Raw genomic sequence first — 20,266 nt, forward strand, 5'->3', positions numbered from 1 at the left:
GCCATACACGGACCCCACCCCGGGAATAATAAAAACGCCCTCGCTCCGGTCTCCCGAAACAAGGGCGTCTTGTTGCATGTGAATGGTGCCTACTTGTCTGCCAGTCGTACGGGGTTGTAGGCGACGCCGAACCCGGCTGTGACGGCTCCCGCGGCCGTCGAGATGAACCCGCCGATCCCGGGGCGGCCGAAGCACATGAAACCCAGCCCCACCACCGAGGCAAGAAGGCCAAGCACATAGACGGCCGTGCGCACCGCGTCAGAAAAGACCGGCGTGTAGCCAGGCCGGCCCGACGCATGCTCCGGCATAGGATCGCTGCCTGTCACGGCTGTCCTCCTTTCAGAAGGTCCTTGGTTGAGCCGAGCCTGGAGGGCCCTGACGGTCGCAGGGCCGAAACTGCCGTCCCGGGCCAACCCCAGCCTGGCCTGCACCGCACGGACCAGCTGGCTCCCATACCCCCCATACGTGCAGGAGACAAGGCTCGGCCAGGCATAAGCGCGCCCGTCAGGCTTCACCTGGCCGGAAACCACCCCGTCCACCGGAGTGCCCATAACCTGCTGCCACCGTCTGACCGTGGCCGGCCCGCAGGAGCCGTCCACCGCAATCCGAGGCACAACAGGATCCGGAGCCAGCCCAGGCTTGCCCGCAGGCAAGACGCGCGCCAAACGATCGATGCGCGCCAGGTCATACGCGCCCGGACAAGCCGTGTCACATTGGGTTACACCCTGATATGCCAACAGCAGCGGCCAATGGCTACCCTAACGCGGATCGGTCTTGGCAAACTTCAAACGCCTCAGGAGGACCACAGAATCTCTGCGACCAAACCGCGTATGCACCTCCAATCCAACGGCGCCAGCGGACCGGCCCAAATTCACCCTTGGCAACTTCTGGCCCAGTATGTCAGCAGGCCGGGCATGTCTAACAAATCGAAGTCACGGCGGCCATCCTGACTTCTTCCTAGGCGGCTTCGGCATACACAACTGTCATCTGGGCAAGAAACGGGCGTGGGGTTGCGCAACTGCTGATCACCATCTTCGTTCTCTTCATCGGCCCTCTCACCTCTTCAATCTGGGCCATCGTTGAAGGTGCGCAGATTCTTGGCTCACATCCAGGCTCGCCTTGCCGCATGGACCGCAAAGGACTCCAGCTGCAGGATTGAAAACGACAGACAATCAGCAGAGCACGGCACAGATGTCGCTTGATTACATCATGACACCCGCAGGATGCCATGCGCGCCTTTTTCGGCCAGACTCATGACGTGGTTGACTATGGAGTAGTCGCCGGGCTGATCGACCTTGAGCTCTACAAAGCCGCCTTGAGCAGGCAGCAGGGGCAGGACCTGCGCTCCGGCCGATGAAGGACCGGCGGAATTCGCACCTGCGCTTCCGCCAATCAGGTAGCGGCCCTCAGTCCAGACCGTATCGAACTGGGTTCCCACGATATGGAAGGACAGCGGCTGGTTGGGGCCGGCATCCAGAACCCAGATGCGGACCCTTTGCCCCTTCTCCAGCTTGAGAGGGTGGGCGTCATATTGAAAGGCCCGACCGTTGAAAGTCATGATATCCGGGTTCATGGCCGCAACCTTTTCAGCATCGGCAGTCCCTCCATCGGACCCCAGATAGATCTCGGACTGGACCAGAACATATTCAGCAGCCACTGGCGGCAGGGTGCCGTCATCCACGACCAGGACCCCGTACATGCCGTTGGCTATATGGTTTGACATGGGGTCGCTGTTGCAGTGATACATCCAGATGCCAGCCCGACCAGCAGTGAAGGTGTACAGGAGCTCCTTGCCTGGCTCTATGTTGCGCATCATGGTCTGGGGGACGGCCGGGCCGGCATGAAAGTCAATGGAATGGCTCATGCTTCCCTTGTTTCTGATGGTTACTTCAAAGGTGTCTCCCACCCGGCCTCTGAGCACTGGACCTTGAGCCAGGGGCCGCGAACCCTTATCGCGTGGATCACTCGCATCGTCGAAGCTCCAGACCGTCCGCTCAATCCCTGCTGCCACCGGCTCCTTGCGCTCCTTGACGTCCAGCGTGTACTTTCTGATTCCAGCCTTCCCCTGATTGTCCAGCGGCGGAAGGGCGGCGTGGGCAGGGTCGCTCTTCTCTGCCTGCGACTTGAGCTTGGCGGCTGATGGGACATGGCTTAGGGCTGCCTTCCCTGCGGAGGACTGACCTTGCTCGGCAACAGCTCCACCTTTTGTTCTGATCTTGAGTTCCATGCCCATCTGGCGGTGTCCTGCCAACGAGCACCAGCCCAGTGTGTCGCCCCCCAGGACCCCCACGTCGACCGAGGCGCTCTGGCCTACCGGAACTGACCCTGTGCTCTTGCCATTGGCAAAAACCAAGTCGTGCCGCTGATCTCCGGTGTTTTGAAAATCCACAACCAGCCGGTCGCCTGCCTTGACGGTGATGACATCCGGCACAAAAGCCATCCCCTTTACCTTGATTGAGGCTCTGCTGGTGTGACCCGTCGGCGGGACGCTCTTTGACGATGCCCCCTGGACGCCTACGGCGCTAGGTGCTGCCTCGACCGAGACGGCCAGCGTCGGCCGCAGGGCCATCAAAGCCACGGCGGCCACGAGGATCAGCACAGTAGCCGAGGTGGCAATCAGGTCCATCCTCAGTGCCAGGGTCCCCATCCGTTCGTTTTGCGAGCCCTCGGGCTGGCGCCGACGGTAGCGCTTGGATGCCAGGACCTGCTTGCCACGGGCAGCCAGGTACACCACAATCAGCATCATGGAGAGGATTCCCAGCACATTCAGCAGGTTCCCGGCCTTCCATAAGGGCGTGTAGAGCCGGATGGCTCCGAGGAGCCTGATCAGCAAACCAACCTGCATAAGCGCCCAGGCACCCCAAAGGAGCGGATGGAAGGGCAGAGGCCTGCGGATGACCGAGGGAACGATCATGCAGACATGGGCGATGACCATGGTCATGATGAATCCCACAGCCAGCGCGTGCAGTGCCATGTCGCCCCAGTAAGTGCCGGAATCCACGGGTGCCGCCATCCAGATGAGGGCAGCCAGAAGTCCCCAGGCGTAAGCCGACAGCATGCAGGTGCCCATGAATCCTGGCAGGCCGCCGTGACGGAAGGTGCCCTTGGCCACATCATGACTGGCCATGATCAGGAGGAGCAGGCCCAGCGACAGCCCCAGAAGCGGATAGCCGACCGAAGGCGCCATGGCTTGAACCGGCAGGACCAGGACGGTTAACAAACTTAGACCCAGAATCCCCGATTCAAGACGGATATCCGAAAAGACCGCCCTGGCCAGCTCCACCCGCTCACCGACGATGGTCAGAACCAGAAAGAAGAGCCAGGTTGGAGCCAGAACCGAGGCGTCCAATCCTGCAACCCATCCAAAAGCTCCGACCAGCCCCACCAGGGATCCGAGAACCTGTATGAGCACCTCTGCGGAAGGCTGTCGATGCCAGATGGCCAAGTACATGGCTGTCATAATCAACATGGATAAAGTCCACGGAATGCCGCCAAAAAGCTCCACCCTGACCCATGCCGGGGCAGCAGCGCGGCTTGATACTGTCAGCGACAGCAGGCAGAGCAGAGACCCCAGCAAGCCCAAGGCGGGAGCAAGAAATCCCCAGGAGGGCTTCTTGGATCCACCGCTGCGATAGGCCACCGCCCTCTCCAGACCAATGGCAGCGCCCAAAAACCCATAGACCATGAGCCCGCCATGCAGATCTGCCAGGGGCACCCTGTCTGAGGGATGGATCAGATCCGCGCGGATCAGCGCTGCAACAAGGCCAAGCAGTGCAGCCAGGCCAGCGCCGATAAGGAGGACCATCCTGGATCTGGGCAAGGCCGTTCCGCCACCGGACTTGCGCATCTTCTGGTCGTTCTGCATTGGTCTGTCCGCCTTGTCCCAGGTTGATAATTAATTTGATAGTTATACAATTTAATCTATGAGTCAGGAAATTCAAGCCCGTAAACAATGGGACCAAGCCGGCAAGCGCAGAACCGGAGAGAAGATCCGCTCTGCAATCTTGGATTACCTGCATACGGCTGTCGAACATACTGGTACAGGTCTAACTGCACACCAGATCGGAGAAGCCTTCGGCATCCATCCGACGACCGCTCGTTTCCATCTTGAACATCTGGTCGAACAGGGCGAGGCGGTCCGCCAAAGAAACGGCAATGATGGTCAACCAGCCAGTCGAGGCAGACCAGCTGTCATCTACTCCCCCACATCCACCAACCACGCCCAGGAGGGTATGATCTCTTCGCTCTGCACGGCTCTGGAAACCACCTGCCCCGATATTGGCAGCAGGGGCAGGGCTGCACTGAAAGCAGGTCAGGTCTGGGGCCGTACTCTGGTCAGACGAAGCAGGGGAAATACAGAAAAGGGCGTGTCATCAAGCATGACTCAGGCCCTGTCGAGCACTCTGGCCACCCTGGGTTTTGCTCCGGTTACGGCAGAACCGGATTCAGCCAGCCTATATCTGACCTCATGCCCCTTCTTGGACAGCGTCAACGCCCACCCCATTATCTGCACAATCCATCTGGGCATGGTCCAAGGAATCATGGAGGGCAGCTGCAAGGCGGCCAAGGTTAAAAAAGCCAGTGTGTCGCTGAAACCTCTGTCCTCGCCAAAGGGATGCTTCCTGAAAGTAGCGAAAGCGGACAGCCAATCAAAAAGGAGAGCAAAGCAATGACCTACGTAATCGCCCAGCCCTGCGTGGACGTCAAAGACAAGGCCTGCGTGGATGAGTGCCCGGTGGATTGCATCTACGAGGGCCCTAGGAATCTATACATCAATCCCAACGAATGCATCGACTGCGGTGCCTGTGAGCCAGTCTGCCCTGTGGAAGCGATCTTCTACGAAGAAGACCTGCCGGAGGAATGGACTTGGTTCAAGGATGCCTCTGAAGACTTCTTTGCCCAGGTCGGCGATGCAGGCGGCGCCCAGGCCCAGGGACCCTACGATCACGACCATCCAAAGGTCGCCGCGCTGCCACACCAGGATAATTTCGTCTGCATTCAGCCGGAATCACGCAGCCAGCGCGCGGTCTGGGTCCGCAAGGACCAAACGGAATGAAGGCCCGTTCAAGCCAAGACGATCACCTGGTCTTCCCTGACTTTTTGGACCGCCCTGTGGAGGAGGCAGCCCGGATGCTTCTGGGCTGCTTTATCATTCGCGATTATGAGTCGGAAGGTGAGCAGGCCAGGGTTCGGATCGTGGAAACCGAAGCCTACGATCAAAATGATCCGGCCAGCCACGCCTACCAAGGGCGAACGGCCCGCAACGCTGCCCTCTTCGGCCCCAGCGGGCATATGTATGTCTACTTCACTTATGGAATGCACTATTGCATGAATATCTCCTGCCAGGAGGACGGGTTCGGCGCTGGGGTGCTGATTCGAGCCTGTCAGCCAACGCAGGGTCTGGACCTTCTGCGCAGCCATAGGCACGGCCGTCACTCGGACCGGGATTTGGCCAACGGGCCCGCCAAGCTCTGCCAGGCCTTGGACATCGACAAGCGCAACTATGGCCATGATCTCAGAAAACCACCCATCCGCCTGGCAATGGCGGGACTGGACCAGGACGAGACCATCACGGCAACACCGCGGATAGGCATATCGCACGCCAAAAAGACTCTACGGAGATTCGTCATCACCGGCAATCCCTGCCTGTCGCGATGAGCGGGCGAAAACCTGCGCTTCTGGCTTATACAGCCTAGAGGATAACTTATCGCTTGATGAAGCGGGACTCGACACAGCTCTGGAAGCGAACAAGCGAGAGCATGACAGCAGCCAACAGAGCAATGATCAGCATGCCTATGAAACTGCCTGTCACCGGATCCAGTCCAAACATTTTCGAGAAAGTCTTGAAGGCCCAGGTAGATGCCGTAAAACCGAGGCTGGTGGTGGCCGAAAAGACCCCCATAACCAGCGGATAGCGTCTGTCCGGAGTGAGGTTGGACAGGAGGAAAGGGCAGGTGGCCATATTGATTGCACTGCCTGACCCAATCAGAAATGCTGATAGACAGACTATCGGGAAGGAGCGGGTGGTCAGGAAGAGCAGGGCCCCCAGGGCCATCAGAAGGAAGGCGAATGGAATGGTCCATTGTCGGCAAACCCGTTTGATGCCGTTGATGCTAAGACCAATCACGACCGAGGAACCCGTGTTGAACATCAGGGCCACCCCGGCTGCACTGGTGCCGCCCAAACTGTACTTGGCTATGTAGACCGCGAGTTTGTTGTACAGGACCGCGACCAGGAAAATGCTCAGAAAACCGATAAGAATGCAGGAAAGAGTGGCCCACCAGCATTGCACGCCCTTTTGTGAGGACGATGCCTCAGATCCTACCGCCTGTGAATCCTCCTCGACGGCACCGACCCCGGGAACCATGAAGATGACCAAGACCAGGGCAGGCAGGGCTAGGAAATAGAGCCAATAGTTGTGCAGCCACCCTCCCTTGGCCAGAACACCGCCCAGGGCAAGGACCAGCATGGAAGAGCCATCCTGAACAGCCAAGACCAGCCCCATCAGCGCCGCCAACCGCTTCCCGCGGAAGAACCTAGCCGACAGGCTGGGCAGGACTGTGGTGGCGATGCCCACGCCGAACCCGACGACCAAAGCGAACAAGAGCAGCTGGCCTACACTGCTGTGCACAAAAAGGGGCATCAAGCCGCCCAGCGCGACACACAGACAGCTGATGCAGCCAGCGGTTCTGAAACTCATTCTGGTCAAGAGGTGACCGAATAAAAGGGCGGAAACTATAGCAGCCGAAGAGCCGATGGAAACCACAGACTCAACGGTTGAAGGATCAGTGCGAGGAAAGGATGCCTGTATGGCCGCCACGGAGGGAGAAATGATGGAGTCAAACCGCGACATGATGGCCAAGGCCATGATTCCAACCAGAATTCCAAGATTCTGCCTGGACAATATCCCTGTGTCATTGGACTTAGACGCGCACGGGTCCGGTTCCACCGTCGCTGCCTCCCTCTCAATGTCAGCGGCACCATTCCTGGTTGATGGGGGTAGTCTACTCCAGCAGCAGGGCCATGCCAAGCAACACGACGAGGAAGAGCAGATTAAAAACGGTGTAGATTTTCAGGTACTCGCCTTTCTTGCCCGGATACTGCTTGACTACGGCCTTGTAGGAAATCAGCGAGGCCATCGAAGCGACCAAGGTTCCGAGCCCGCCCAGGTTGGTGCCAAGAATGATCGGGTGCCAGGCTGTCGAAAAACCTGAGACTAGAAGGGCTGTGGGCACATTGCTGATGACCTGGCTGCACAGGACCGAGGTAATCAGAGGATGGATATTGACCAGGCCGCTGACCAGGTTATAAAACTGGGGAATCCTCCTCGCATTGCCGATGAAAACGAAGAAAGCCACGAAGGTCAGCAGGAGTCCCCAATCTACATGCAGAAAGACCCCCCTATCGCAGATCAAGAAGGTCACCGCTACCACCAGGACCATAACCCATTGGGATATCAGTTTGGCCACGCCCAGCAGGCAGACAAGAAAGAGAAGGAGGTAGATGGCGATGCGCCAGCCGCTGGACTGCTGCATCTCTTTCACCTGAGGCTGTATCTCATCCTCCCTGGGCGCTAGTACGCTGCGGCGAATCTCCTGCGGATCCATGCCCTCGAACTTGTTAAGATGCCGATTCCTGAAAGCAAACCAGCAGCACAGGAAGAGCATCAGGGCAGCGACCAGGGCATAAGGCACCATAAGGAAGAGGAACTCACCAGTAGGCATCTCGGAGCGAGCCTTGAGATATAAGTTGTGGGCGTTGCCGATGGGCGTTAGCATGCTGCCCACATTGGCGCCCAACGTCATCAGGGTGACGATCAGCAGAGCATGGCTTTCCAAACCAGCCATGATGAGAACAGCAATGGCGAAGGGCACAAAGGTAACCAGGGCTACATCGTTCGTGATGAACATGCTGGAGAAGAAAGGCAGGGAAACCAGGACCAAAGCCAGGCCCCGCACCGAGCGGACACGACTCAGCAGGCCGGCGCCAATGGCATGGAAGACCCCGATGCGCTGGAAGCCGCAGACCACCATCATCAGAGAACCCAGCTGGGTGAGGGTATTGACGTGGATGTAGCCCAGATACTGCCTGTCGGGAGGAATGAGGATGCAGGATATGAGAGCGATGACTGCCGCGACGACCAGAACGGTCTCGTTTTTCAGCAGCCCGATCACCCGATGTTGCATGGTCACCTCCGGCGAACGAATTCCTCACTTAGTTTACGCGCCTGACAGAGGCTTACAGGACCCCTCATGGCGCTATTTTCCGCTGCTGTGCCCACGGTCGGAAGACTCGCGAGCTACTGGCCGCTAGCCTGTCTGGCCCCGACTTTTGACCTTTGTCGGATAGGCATAGAGTCAGATGCTCATGAAACATGAATAGGGGTCCCGCGAATAGGTTGCATTCGCAGAACCCCTATCAGATGGCAATATTACTAGTCATCCATTCGTTCCGGATCGGGAATCAGGTAGGACAGGGCCAGGGCAATCAGCACCAGCACGCCGCCGCCGACCATGGCGGCAACATATCCATTGCGGGCTCCCCCGGACGCCGCCAGACCGTTCATGAATGCGTAAAGGACTGCATAGCTCAGGCCTGAGCCCAGGTTGAAAGCTCCGGCGTTGAGTCCCGGCAAATACCCGGTATTGTCCGCAGGAGACAGGACCACGCCCAACCCGTTGAGCATGATGTTGGCCGTCCCCGCATAGGAGACACCCAGGATTAGGGAAAGCACCACCAGACTCCAGATGCTGGGGACCAGACAGACGTAAATGCCGAAGACCAGTCCCAGCACGCTGACCAACTGACCCACCCTCAGAACCCTGAGGTAGCCGAAGCGCGATGCCAGCATCCCGGCGACCGGGCCAAAGACCAGACCGACCAGGGCATAGGGGGTCAGCGTCGCGAAGGAGACGATGCTGGCCTTCAAACCGACGCCGACCTCCCCATCCTGAGCCAGGGCCGGAACGATCCCGTTCATAATGGCGAAGACACCGACCATGGTGGTGAGAGTCGTCAGCAGAAGGCCCCAGGTGCGCCGTTGCCTCAAATAGGTGGTGGTGACCATGGGTGCCGACGTGGTGCTCTCAACTTTCCAGAAGATCATGAAGAAGACCGCAGCAACCAGAATCTCGACAACCACTAGGATCCAGCGCGCCTGGGCCAGCTTCTCGACCTCATTGATAGCCAGATATGCGGCCAGGAAGGCAATGCACAGGAAGACCACGCCGGTCCAGTCCATGCGGGGACGATTTTCTGCATAGCTCTCGCGGGCGAATAGGGTCACCAGGAGTACGGCGATCACGGCAATGGCCACCATAAACCAGAAGACCGATCGGAAGCCGAAAGTGCCAGCCAGCCAACCGCCTAGGATGGCATCCACGCCGCCGATGCCGCCATTGACCGCCGTGAGAACAGCCATGAGTTTGGCGTAGCGGGCTTCATCGGTCACCTCGGCGTGCAACATGATCAGGGTCATGGGCACGACCGGACCGGCCACTCCCTGAATGACACGACCAATCATGAGCACCGTCACATTGGGCGCCAGAGCGGAGACCACGCATCCCAGCGCCGTCAGGCTCAACATGCCCAGCAGCACCTTCTTGCGGCCGGCCAGATCGCCCAACCGAGGCAGGAAGAGTGAGAAGACCGCACAGGAGGTGAAGAACACCGTCTGGGTCAGACCGATGCTGGAGCTGCTGGCGTTGAGCTCGGTCCCCATGGTTGTCAGGGCCGGCGAGAGCATGGAGGCGTTGAGCTGGAAAGCGAAGACAGCGGCCATAAGGGCCGTCATCAGAGCGACGATCGAAGAACCTGAGCCGCCAGCGGTCGTGGCAGCAGGCTTGTCGGTCTGGGATGCAGCTGTGTTCGAAGTCTTCATCGATCTCATCCAATCGCAGTGATGGCCTTGACCACCAGGTCCCAGAATCCCTGGAAGTCCAGCTTGACAGCCACCTGGGTGTGGCAGTCTTCGGCAGAGGGCTCCGGACCGCGCAGGTCGGCCACGGTCATCCCGCAAGTCAGATCCCCGCGCAGCTCCACATCAACCGGGCAACGACGGGTGCTCACAATAGAGGGGTCGATCAGATAGGCCACAGTGCAGGGATCATGCACCGGCGGATCCACGAAGTCCTGATTGTCCTGGTAGGACTTGCGGAAGAAGTCCATCAGCCCGCTGACGAAGTGGGCCAGATTGGTGCCGATGCCCTCGATGCGCTGCTGAACTTCCGGGGTGCACAAGGCCTGATGGGTCAGATCCAGCCCTACCATGGTGACAGGCCAAGGCTCGTTGAAGACGATATGAGCGGCCTCGGGATCCACCTTGATGTTGAATTCAGCGACAGCGCTCCAATTGCCCACATGGCAGCCGCCGCCCATGAGCACAACCTCTTGGACGCGATCGACGATGCGGGGTTCCTTGCGGACAGCCATGGCGATGTTGGTCAGGGGTCCAGTGGGAACCAGAGTCACTGTGCCCGGCTCCTCGCGCATGATAGTCTCAATGATCCAATCGACTGCATGGCCAGGATCCAGGGGCCGGGCAGGTTCAGGCAGCTCGACGCCGTCCAGACCGGTCTGGCCATGGATGGAGGCGGCCACCTCCTGAGGACGCACCAACGGCCTATCGCATCCGGCATGGACCGGCACCTGGCGCGCATGAGCCTTTTCCAGCACAGCCCTCGCATTGTAGGTAACCTTGTCCAGACTCTGGTTGCCGCCAACCGTAGTCACTCCGATCAGATCGATCCGCGGATCGCCTACTGCCAGAAGGATAGCCACCGCATCGTCATGACCGGGATCACAGTCCAGGATGATCTTGCGCGTCGTCATATACTCGCCTGCACCTTTCTCATAAATATGCCCTGGGCCATAGCCCAAAACATAATACCGCTGATTGGCATTCAATCGATGCAGGCGCGTTAAGCTGGTCAGCCCCGGACCTGGGCGAACCCACCCACTGCCCAGGCCAGTCGATCCCGAAGCTCGGAATCCACTGCGAATAGCCCCAATCCGTGCACCCCTCGTTTGAGCAACACATTGAACTCATGCCGAAGATTGTCCACAGGATCCATATCCGGCTCCGACCGCTGATTAGTCGCCAATGTGTTGCAACTAAGCTTCGGTTCGAATTTGACCTTTCCATTCCTGTAGGTGACCGAGGGTCCGAGGATGACCCCCGCGTAGTTGAGGTCAAAACCCTGAATGGTAAATATGGAGCCCACCTCATCGATGGTGAAGGGCAACTCGGCCCATGCAATCCGATGATTTGCAGCAGAGTTTCCCTGAGCCTCATATAGTTCGTAATTCCAAGGCATTGCGAATTCGCCATCCCCGTCTTGACCGTCTTCGGCCCACACCCACTGGCCTGAGTCCTCTTGGCGTAATACAACCTGCCAGTGACGAGAGGAATCCTGTGGATCCGGGTGTTTCTTGCTGCTATAAGGCCAGTCATAGGTGGATAAGAGTCGGCAAAGGCCCAAAGAGCCCTTAACTCTTTGTTCCTGGTCCTTTTGACGAATGAACTTCCTCAAATCCTTTGGCGAATCAAAAACCTTGATCTCGTAAGGATGCTCCCAAGGATCCGGATGCAGTGGACCAATCACGCCATCCTTGGCTGTCATCCGATCCAACCATGCGCATGTTGCAGGGTCAGCCTGAATGCGCATCTGTCGACCCAAATGTACATGACTGACCTGGAAGGTATCCTCGCGTACATACTGACCATCCCGTGACTTTTCACGGATGAGCACGGGCCGGGAGAATGACTTGTCCTGTTCAGAACCCGTCAATCCCAGAAGCCGACTTTCCTGAGCATCGACGAACTGGGACCCACGCAACACTTGTTCCGGGTCGAAGACCACGATGGCTACTTTTGCCCGCCGCAAAATGTCGTAGAGCTGGTTGCTTCCGGAGTAGCTCTGCGATCCTTGTGTCAACAATAGGTGCGCCTCGTCAATCAGCACCACATCTGCCTGGGCGTCGACGCTATTCATGGGGTTCGCTGCCCTGCCTGTGGACCGGCCATTTCGATTGGTGTGCTTGCTGAACCGATTGATGAACTGGACAGCACCAACCACGCACTGGCCGCGTTTCTTTTGCAGTCCCAGCTTCAGAGCCATTTGGTTGTAGACATTAGCCTGTTCGGTCTGGTTGACAATGATGTAGGAACGCTGCCTGGCATTTGCCGAACGAGTATCGCCCTTTCCGCCCAAGTCACCATAGATGCCATAACTGGCACATATTTGATAAAAGAGATGGCTGAGCAAAACGGTCTTCCCTGTCCCTGACATGCCCTGAACGACAATAACTTGGGTATGGCCTTCATTGTTGATCTGAACCGGGCCTATCGATTCTGTCATCGAGTGGAAGCCCTCGTTACGGTTTTGAATAATGACCGACTCCAATACATGCAGAACAGCCTCTTCTGCTCGCCGTTGTTCGTCGGTGAGTTTGCGGAAAGGCGAAGCCTTAAACAGGGCAGAGTCCAGAATCGCCTTTTCTTCCGGGAACAGATCGGGCTCCATTTCATGCAGAGTCCGCCAAGCCTTGGAAAAGATGCTGTCGAATTCATCGCTGGTGTAATACCTGTCCTGAGCGTTAGTTCTACGGTTCATAACCAGCTTGACCGCGTCGACGCTCTGCATATACCCCATCAGCCGATTTTCCATATCCAGGGTCAGAGACTTATTAAAGTGGCGATCACCAATGATGTACTGGCAGACCCTGTCCTGATGATCGTGCATGAATCGCACTAAGCGTTCCCAATCCGTCCGAGTCCGTGGATCCAGCTCAATATGCTGCCTAGTTCGAGAACGGATGTCGTTGGTTTCTCCGACGTAAACCACATAAGGGGGCCCACCGCCTTGCTTTTTGCTGCTATCTCTTTCGTCGGCAGAGACGATATACACAGTGGGATAGCGTAGGAACAGCTCCTCAAGCAGCTTCCCCTCCAAATTACTGCCCTGACTGCCAACAGCTTTCGCCTGCTTGTACTCTGCAATGGCCTTGGAAAAATCCTCATCTCTATAATTGCCATAGGGCAGAGTCAACACCACAGGCTTCGGCGCACTTAACGAATCCATGGTTTTCACTATGTCACAAACCCACACCAATATGATGGCAGGATAGCCGGCTGATAGGCTCGAAATCATGATCAGCAAGGAAACAGAAACAGCAGTGATGGATTTTGTGCACGAGCGCGACTGGGATCAATTTCACACGCCTGCAAACCTAGCCAAATCCATCTGCATCGAAGCTGCCGAGCTCCTGGAATGCTATCAATGGGGGGATGATCCCAGGGACGGAGATGAAGGCCACGTGACCGACGAACTGGCTGACGTGCTCACCTATTGCATCCAGCTGGCGGATCGACTGGATCTGGACATGGACCGAATCATCATGGACAAACTGCAAAGGACTGCCGACAGATATCCGGTGGCCACTTCGCGCGGTTCCAGCCGAAAATACCGGCCCCTGCAGTAGGCGGATCGATTCAGCAAGTCTGCGTAGCCGGCGACCCCGATCGTCCGAGTCGCTCGACAATCAGAGCAGACAAATCATCCAAGGTTACTCCAACATATCTATTCAAGGAAGCGAACTGGGGGCCTGATGAGGTGTCGACCGGGTTGGTGCCGGTATAAGCCACAGTAGTAGCTCCTGAGGCCACAGCCGAGGTGATGCCGGTCAGGGTATCCTCGAAAGCCAGGCAGAAGGCCATCAAATCAGGGCTGTTGATGCCCACCAGACTGGCCGCATGCAGATAGGGAGCAGGATCGGGCTTCTGCGCCAGCCCATCATCCCCGCAGACATAGTCGGCAAAAGCTCCCTCGGGTGCCTTAGCGACCACAGCCTGAGCCATGCGGCGTGGCGAAGTAGTGACCAGAATCGAGGGGACGCCAACCTCAACAAGGTCTGTCAGGATGGCACGAACCCCTTCAATCCATGGCATGTGACGCTCCTCCATGGCGATTACTCCATCAATCAGCAGATCTGGGATCTGATCCTCAGGAAGGTCAAGACCACGCTCCCGCATCACCCTTGCCACTTTGGTCAGAGGCTTGCCGGAAACCTGCCACCCCAAGTCGGCATTCCAGTCTCCTCCATGCTCACGCACTAGATCGACCTCCGCCTGATGCCAGTAAGGCTCTGAATCGATCAGGGTTCCGTCCATGTCCCAGAAGACTGCAAGCGGCCGGCGTCCCACAGCAGACCGGGCTTTATTATCCTTTTGATGCTCCATGTTCATGCATTCACCCTATCGGCAGGGCCTGTCTTGAGAATGGCGCTGCTGCACATTACTTAGCATGAAGATCCGGCCATGGATCAGGCAGCAGCTCATCCAGACTCACATTGAGCACTTGAGCAACTGCCATTATGTTGATCAAACTGGGATTGGCTGGACTCCCGGGTCGCGACTGACCATGCTCCAACTGCTGATATGCGAACCGGGAAAGGTTGGCATTATAGGCGACGAACTCTTGACTGTAGCGCAAAGCCGTCCTTCTGCGTTGTATGTTCATGCCCATTATTACGGCGTATTCCGCCCATCCACTCGGTACTTGAGAATGTGCCACAGAGCCAAAATAGGTACAAGAAACAGGTTGTCATGCCTTACCGGTAATACTATATCAGTAAGGCATCACCGGTTATCTAACGGGGATCGATTACTGTGCTCTGTCTTGCACCAAACTAGGTCACTCGTAGGCGTTGCTGGTTTCAGCACCTACATACGCGATGAACAACGAGGATCATCAATGCAAGCAACAATCCTGGAAGACTACGCGAACAGCACAAAAAGGACGAATCCATGAAAAAAACCGCACTCATTCACAATTCAGCCATCGGCCTGACCATTTCCCTCATTCTCTGTCTGACGTGTGGACTTATGTCCAATCTGGCTCAAACCGATGGGGGACACGTTACCAAGGAGACGCTGCAAATTGAATCGCCGTCAGGCCACCGATTGAGCATGGACATGCTCCAGCCGAAAACAGCTTCCCCCAAGCACCCGGCACCTGCCATTGTCTTTGCTCACGGAGGCAACACCAACAAGGAGAAAAGCGATGACTTCCAGATTGAGTGGGCCCGCAGAGGTTTCGTCGTGGTATCTTTCGACCTCTATGGCCATGGCGAATCTGAAATCCTCAATGACCAGGAATGGCTGGTGAACGGGCGCGGACTGTATGACACAGTGGAGTACCTCACCTCTCTCCCCTTTGTCGACGCTGATCGGATAGGGGTTTCAGGGCATTCAAGAGGCGGGAACACCATACACGAATCCATCCTGATCGATAACAAGCGCCGGCATCCACTGATCAAGACCGTGCTCTATGTCAGCCGAGACCCGGTCTATAGGGACAACGAGACGGCTGCTTTCGGATATGTACCCGGCAAGACCAACGTCGTCGAAGCAGCCAGGAAGAACACCAACGGCAAGTATTTCAACTACTACCGTGAGCGCACCGTAGGAGTACTCGCCGGCAAATACGACGACTATTCTTTCAAGGAAAAAGATACGTCAACTGGCAAAATCAAGCCCAACCCACAGTACCTCAAATCAAATAACGCACGATCCTTCCTCAACTTCGGCATCACACCCACCGATCAGACCCCTGCAGGAATCAGCGGCCGGTGGTACCACAAGCAGATCAATGGCCATCAAGCTTCGCACGTCATATACATGGAGAATGGGACGCATGGAACGGTGCTCTTCCTATCCCGACCCTGCACTGACGCTGTTCAATTCATGGTGCAGGCTTTCAACTTGAAAACAGGCCTTGCCGACGGCGACCATATCTATCCTGTTAAAATGATCGGAGGGCTTCTTGGACTGATTGGCCTCATGCTCTTCATGGTCTATGGAACACTCTGTCTAGTCAGAACCAACCTCTTCAAAAAGGCCGGATCAGAGGAACCGGCACGCATGCGTCAAGCTGATGCCAATAAGGGAGGTTCAGTATGGCTTTGGGTCTGCCTGCTGTCAGCCACTGCCTTCTCAGTTGCCAGTGCCTTGACATTGTTCGGGCTGAAAGTCGACAAGCATATCGGCAACTTCTTTCGACAAGGCATGCCCTTGTTCTACGGTGTTTGGGGCTGTCTGAATGCCGTATTCATGATTGGACTGACGATTCTGTGGTACCGCATGTATGCGCGAAAGAGGGGCATTAAAGTCTCGGATCTTGATCTGCCCATCAGTGGGGGAAGACTTTGGCAGACAATAAAGCTTGCACTGACAGTGAGTCTTCTGGCTATATTGCTGATCTTCACCTGCAAGTTCCTCTTCAACTCCGATTTCCGGTTCTGGTACTGGGCCGCCAGACCATTCACCGCCGACAAGATTCCTGAGATGCTCAAGCTACTGCCCTTCTTCCTTGTAGCCTACGGAACCACATCGGTCTTCATCAATAGCCTGAATTACTCCACCTCATTCGGGAGGAGCCCAGCAGCCAACATAGGTCTGCTGGCATTCTTCGACATGCTGCCGGCCCTGCTTATAGCAGTAGCTGGATATGGGTATTTCTTCGCCACTGGAGTCAACGGTCTTTTTGGCAACAGCACACAGATACCGGACTGGATGCTGACACCCTTGGTTCCACTGGCCGTCATGCCTCTGGTGACCCGGGCGATCTACCGTCACACCCGAAATCCCTATCTGGGCGGCATCATTACCGCAATCATCGTCACGATAATGACCTGCATCAACTCGCAGATATCCTTCCCCGCCTGACAGGGAACCATTTAGCCCAAATCCTCCCCGTCCCTGTCCGGGAAAATCGACAAGGACGGGAAGATAGATTTAGCCGGCCGCCGGTTCACTCGGCGTTGCCGAAGACCTGGTTGCGCAATTCGTTGCGCTGGGTCTCGTACTGGGTGAGCTGACCAAGAAGGTTGAACTTCTCCTGACCGTCGGGCAACTGATTCATCCGGTGCCTGGCCGAAGCGATCAAACGCATGTAGGTGGCGTCCAACAGTCTTGCCAGCAGCTCGGAGGCGTACTGACGCTCCTCCGGGCTAGGCTGCTTCAGCTGGACATCCGTGTCCGCATCTTCGGAGCCCGCGCCCTGATCGTCCCCCTCATTGCCTTTCTCGGAACCTGGGCCTGAGCCTCGCTGCTTATCCTCCTGCTTATCCAAATTCAGCGGCAAGGGCATGACGGCTAGCTCATTGATGGCCGACTCCAGCATGGGCCCGCCCGCCTTGGTTAGATTATGCATCCACAGTCCCTGTGGCGTCTTCCTGTCGGGCAGCCCTCCGGCGGCCTGCACAGCCCGATAGAGCGAGCGGAAAATCGGAACCTCGAAACTGTCCGGACTGAGCTGGCCGAAGGCATCCGACCCAACCGCCCTGGGAATCTGAATGAGCACGCCCATGAACTGCTGCTCGCAGATGAAGACAGAATCATCGATGTGGTGGTAGCCCTGTCGAAGGGCATCCTCGCGCTGTATACTGCGGCGTCGCATGGCATCGTCACTGCCATGGCCCGCACGACCCTCCGATTCACCTGCACCACGGTGAGAAGTGCGGACCGCATAGGCATCCTGGTCCTTCACATGCAGCTTGCGACGTGCCCTGTTGACCTCCTGACGCAGCAGATCCAGATCCACGCCGATTCTTCTGGCGGTCTTGCGGGTATAGGCCCCCACCAGAGAGCGATCCCTGATCTGGGCCAGAATGGGCGCTACGGCCTTGACCGCCCCCATCTGCCCGGTGGTGTACTGGGTGTCGAACATGGCCACGGCAGTGTCGATGACAAAGTCGTACAGCGGTCGGGCATGCTCAACCAAGGATCGCACAGCCTCATCGCCGTACTGGATGCGCAGATCGCATGGATCCAGATTCTCCCGAGCCACCGCCACGAAGGTCTGCGTCAGAAAGCTCCCGTCAAGGCCGAAGGCATGCAGGGCGGCCTTCTGCCCGGCCGCATCCCCATCGAAGGTGAAGACCACTCGGGATCCCTGGACCGGCCCCACCAGCTGGATGGCCCCCAGGGCATCGTCGGAGATGAGCCGGCGGACGATCTTGGCATGGTCCTCGCCGAAGGCAGTGCCGCAGGTGGCTACAGCCGTATCGACGCCGGCAAGGTGGCAGGCCATGACGTCGGTGTAGCCTTCCACAATGACCACCTGCCGCTTTTTGACAATGGCGTCCTTGGCCAGATCGATGCCGTAGAGCACCTGGTTCTTGCGGTAGAGCTGGGTGTCCGGCGTGTTGATGTACTTGGCGCTGATGCCGTCGTCCTCGTAGAGCTTGCGAGCGCCGAAGCCCAAGGTGCGTCCTGTGGAATCCCTGATGGGCCAGGTGACCCTGCCCCGGAAGTAGTCGTAAACCCCACGTTGCCCCTGTCTGGCCAGCCCGGCGTCCAGCATCTCCTGCTGGGTGAAACCCTTGGTGGACAGATGGCGAACCAGGTTGTCCCATCCGCGTGGGGCGTACCCGCAGCCGAAGCGTGCGCTGTCAGCCTGGGAAAAGGTCCTGCCCGCCAAGAGCTTGCGCCCCGCCAGCGCCTCCTTGCTCATGATCTGCGAGACGAAGAAACGCTGAGCCTCCTCGTTGGCCTCCAGCAACCGGGAACGTTTGGACCCGCGACGCGTGTCCTGGCGGGAGTTTTCGTAATGCAGCTCGATCTGGTACTTGTCTGCCAGGATTTCGACGGCATCGCCGAACTCGACGTTCTCCTCCTGTTCCACGTAGGTGAAGACATCGCCGCCCAGGCCGCAGCCGAAGCAGTGCCAGACCCCCATGGAGGGACGCACTGAAAAGGAGGGGGACTTCTCGTCGTGGAAGGGGCACAAGCCCATGTAGGTGCCGGAACCGGAAGGCTTCAGGGTCACACTTTCAGATACGATCTCATACAGATCGGCCTTGGCCCTGACCTTCTCAATGTCTTCCTTCTTGATCATTCCGGACATGACATCCAGCCTACCGGCCCAGGGGGATGTGTCGCGCCTGGCATAAATGCCGCAGGCCTATGGGCAGACCAGGGAATGCAGGGCCAGCGCCGAACCGTCGGTCAGGGAGGCCACCTGGTCGATGGCCACCCGCAGACGCTCCGCATCCGAACCTGCCTGGCGCCAATCCTCCAGGAAGACATCCTCCAAGGCATCAGAGGGGGCTGGCGAATCGGCCATCATCACCTCAACCAGGTCGGTCACGATTTTCAGCTGCTCTGCGTGGAAGGGCTCCTTCTCGCGGGGAGCCATGACGAAGTAGACGGCAATCCCTTTCAAGGCCACAATCTCATAGGAGGTCCGGGAAGGAATGACCAGTCCCGCCGAGTACCTGGTCAGCGGACCATGGCCGTGGCGGCTTCGAGTGGCCGCCTCCACGGAGTCGGCAAAGCGGCCGATCAGATAGCTGGTGGTGTTCTTTAAAGTAGCCAGGGCCCGGCGTGAACCATCGAAGCCTGTCGGCAGCATGCCACGGACGGTCTCCAGGGCTCGGACCAACTGGTCGGCATCCCAGCGGTCGCCATACCAGGATTGGGCGGCCTGAACCACGCCATCGATGATTCGAGGCTCAGCCAGTCGTTCAGGTAGGAAGGAACCAACCACGATGGCATCCTCCACGTCGTGGACGCTGTAAGCGATGTCATCAGCCAGATCCATGACCTGGCATTCCATAGGCGTGCTGGCCCGCGGCGCCCCTTGCTTGAGCCAATGGAAGACCTCCTGATCGTCCGGATAGACGCAGAACTTGGCGGTCCTCTCCCCCTTAGGATGAGCCGAGGCCTCAGCCAGGGTCCAGGGGTATTTGACCGCAGCATCCAGAGCAGCCCTGGTCAGGTTAACCCCTGCTGAACGTCCGTCCGAGTGGAAGACCTTGGGCTCCAGTCTGGTCAGCAGACGGAGGGTCTGCGCATTGCCCTCAAATCCCCCTATATCCGAGGCCAGCGAGGACAGGGCGCGTTCGCCGTTGTGGCCGAAGGGCGGATGACCCAGGTCATGGGCCAGACAGGCACAGTCCACCACGTCGGGGTCACAGCCCAGCATGGTCCCAATCTGCCGTCCGATCTGAGCCACCTCCAGGGTGTGGGTCAACCGCGTGCGGGCAAAGTCATCAGTGCCAGCGACCAGGATCTGCGTCTTGGCCCCCAACCGACGCAACGCCGAAGAATGGACCAGGCGCGCCCGATCACGTTCGAAGGGAGTCCTGCCGCTGGTCTTTGGAGGCTCTGGAGCCCACCGTTCCTGATCCCGGGCGGAGTAGCCCTCGGCCAGCAGGCGGGATCCGCCCTCCTCGTCAGTGCCCATCAGGCGCGTCCGCTCAG

General features: G+C 57.9%; 15 protein-coding genes. 5 read left to right on the top strand and 10 right to left on the bottom strand.

The genetic code is table 11. The features are described from left to right. Nucleotides 1-89: 89 nt before the first annotated feature. Complete coding sequence (locus tag GYM67_RS09285; RefSeq protein ID WP_258561461.1) at nucleotides 90-665, bottom strand: hypothetical protein; 576 nt, start codon at nucleotides 663-665, stop codon at nucleotides 90-92. Between the two features lie 542 nt (nucleotides 666-1,207). Then, nucleotides 1,208-3,865: a multicopper oxidase domain-containing protein gene (locus GYM67_RS06410; RefSeq protein ID WP_258561462.1), complete on the bottom strand. Its 2,658-nt coding sequence runs from the start codon at nucleotides 3,863-3,865 to the stop codon at nucleotides 1,208-1,210. A gap of 58 nt (nucleotides 3,866-3,923) precedes the next feature. Between GYM67_RS06410 and GYM67_RS06415 the strand changes: the two genes are divergently transcribed. Genes GYM67_RS06415 through GYM67_RS06425 form a run of 3 tightly spaced genes read left to right on the top strand, consistent with a single transcriptional unit; the run spans nucleotide 3,924 to nucleotide 5,658 of the window. Beyond that, nucleotides 3,924-4,673 carry a helix-turn-helix transcriptional regulator gene (locus GYM67_RS06415; RefSeq protein ID WP_220236126.1) on the top strand — a complete coding sequence of 250 codons (750 nt, stop codon included), beginning with the start codon at nucleotides 3,924-3,926 and terminating at the stop codon, nucleotides 4,671-4,673. Further along, nucleotides 4,670-5,056 carry a ferredoxin gene (gene fdxA / locus GYM67_RS06420; RefSeq protein ID WP_220236127.1) on the top strand — a complete coding sequence of 129 codons (387 nt, stop codon included), beginning with the start codon at nucleotides 4,670-4,672 and terminating at the stop codon, nucleotides 5,054-5,056. The genes GYM67_RS06415 and fdxA overlap by 4 nt, the downstream gene beginning before the upstream one ends. Further along, the gene (locus GYM67_RS06425) at nucleotides 5,053-5,658 is read left to right on the top strand and encodes a DNA-3-methyladenine glycosylase (protein WP_220236128.1); all 606 of its coding nucleotides are present in this window, start codon (nucleotides 5,053-5,055) and stop codon (nucleotides 5,656-5,658) included. Before fdxA ends, GYM67_RS06425 begins: the two co-directional genes overlap by 4 nt. A 46-nt stretch (nucleotides 5,659-5,704) precedes the next feature. On the opposite strand, the gene GYM67_RS06430 is transcribed toward GYM67_RS06425, so the two are convergent. From GYM67_RS06430 to GYM67_RS06450, 5 genes are all read right to left on the bottom strand, one after another. Beyond that, nucleotides 5,705-6,868 (bottom strand): MFS transporter, encoded by a 1,164-nt coding sequence (locus tag GYM67_RS06430; RefSeq protein ID WP_309485623.1) that lies wholly within the window; start codon nucleotides 6,866-6,868, stop codon nucleotides 5,705-5,707. A 136-nt stretch (nucleotides 6,869-7,004) separates the two neighbouring features. Beyond that, nucleotides 7,005-8,186, bottom strand: a complete 1,182-nt coding sequence (locus GYM67_RS06435; RefSeq protein ID WP_220237441.1) for an SLC13 family permease — start codon at nucleotides 8,184-8,186, stop codon at nucleotides 7,005-7,007. A 248-nt stretch (nucleotides 8,187-8,434) separates the two neighbouring features. Then, entirely contained in the window at nucleotides 8,435-9,880 is a 1,446-nt protein-coding gene (gene uriT, locus GYM67_RS06440) for a uridine transporter UriT (protein ID WP_396019987.1), read from the bottom strand. Nucleotides 9,881-9,885: 5 nt separating this feature from the next. Continuing rightward, entirely contained in the window at nucleotides 9,886-10,830 is a 945-nt protein-coding gene (gene uriH / locus GYM67_RS06445; RefSeq protein ID WP_220236130.1) for a uridine-preferring nucleoside hydrolase UriH, read from the bottom strand. A 98-nt stretch (nucleotides 10,831-10,928) separates the two neighbouring features. Then, the gene (locus tag GYM67_RS06450) at nucleotides 10,929-13,151 is read right to left on the bottom strand and encodes a DUF2075 domain-containing protein (protein WP_220236131.1); all 2,223 of its coding nucleotides are present in this window, start codon (nucleotides 13,149-13,151) and stop codon (nucleotides 10,929-10,931) included. On the opposite strand from GYM67_RS06450, the gene GYM67_RS06455 reads away from it, so the two are divergent. Beyond that, on the top strand, nucleotides 13,150-13,482 hold the full coding sequence (locus tag GYM67_RS06455; protein ID WP_198215887.1) for a nucleotide pyrophosphohydrolase: 333 nt from the start codon (nucleotides 13,150-13,152) through the stop codon (nucleotides 13,480-13,482). The genes GYM67_RS06450 and GYM67_RS06455 overlap by 2 nt on opposite strands. A gap of 10 nt (nucleotides 13,483-13,492) precedes the next feature. On the opposite strand, the gene GYM67_RS06460 is transcribed toward GYM67_RS06455, so the two are convergent. Then, entirely contained in the window at nucleotides 13,493-14,245 is a 753-nt protein-coding gene (locus GYM67_RS06460; protein ID WP_220236132.1) for an HAD family hydrolase, read from the bottom strand. A gap of 561 nt (nucleotides 14,246-14,806) precedes the next feature. Here GYM67_RS06460 and GYM67_RS06470 point away from each other — a divergent pair. Further along, nucleotides 14,807-16,726, top strand: a complete 1,920-nt coding sequence (locus GYM67_RS06470) for an alpha/beta hydrolase (RefSeq protein ID WP_220236133.1) — start codon at nucleotides 14,807-14,809, stop codon at nucleotides 16,724-16,726. Between the two features lie 85 nt (nucleotides 16,727-16,811). Here GYM67_RS06470 and dnaG read toward each other — a convergent pair whose 3' ends face one another. After that, complete coding sequence (dnaG, locus tag GYM67_RS06475; protein WP_220236134.1) at nucleotides 16,812-18,908, bottom strand: DNA primase; 2,097 nt, start codon at nucleotides 18,906-18,908, stop codon at nucleotides 16,812-16,814. Between the two features lie 57 nt (nucleotides 18,909-18,965). Continuing rightward, on the bottom strand, nucleotides 18,966-20,249 hold the full coding sequence (locus tag GYM67_RS06480) for a deoxyguanosinetriphosphate triphosphohydrolase (RefSeq protein ID WP_220236135.1): 1,284 nt from the start codon (nucleotides 20,247-20,249) through the stop codon (nucleotides 18,966-18,968). Nucleotides 20,250-20,266 lie beyond the last annotated feature (17 nt).

This window comes from Bifidobacterium asteroides (assembly GCF_019469425.1).
Classification (GTDB): domain Bacteria; phylum Actinomycetota; class Actinomycetes; order Actinomycetales; family Bifidobacteriaceae; genus Bombiscardovia; species Bombiscardovia asteroides_I.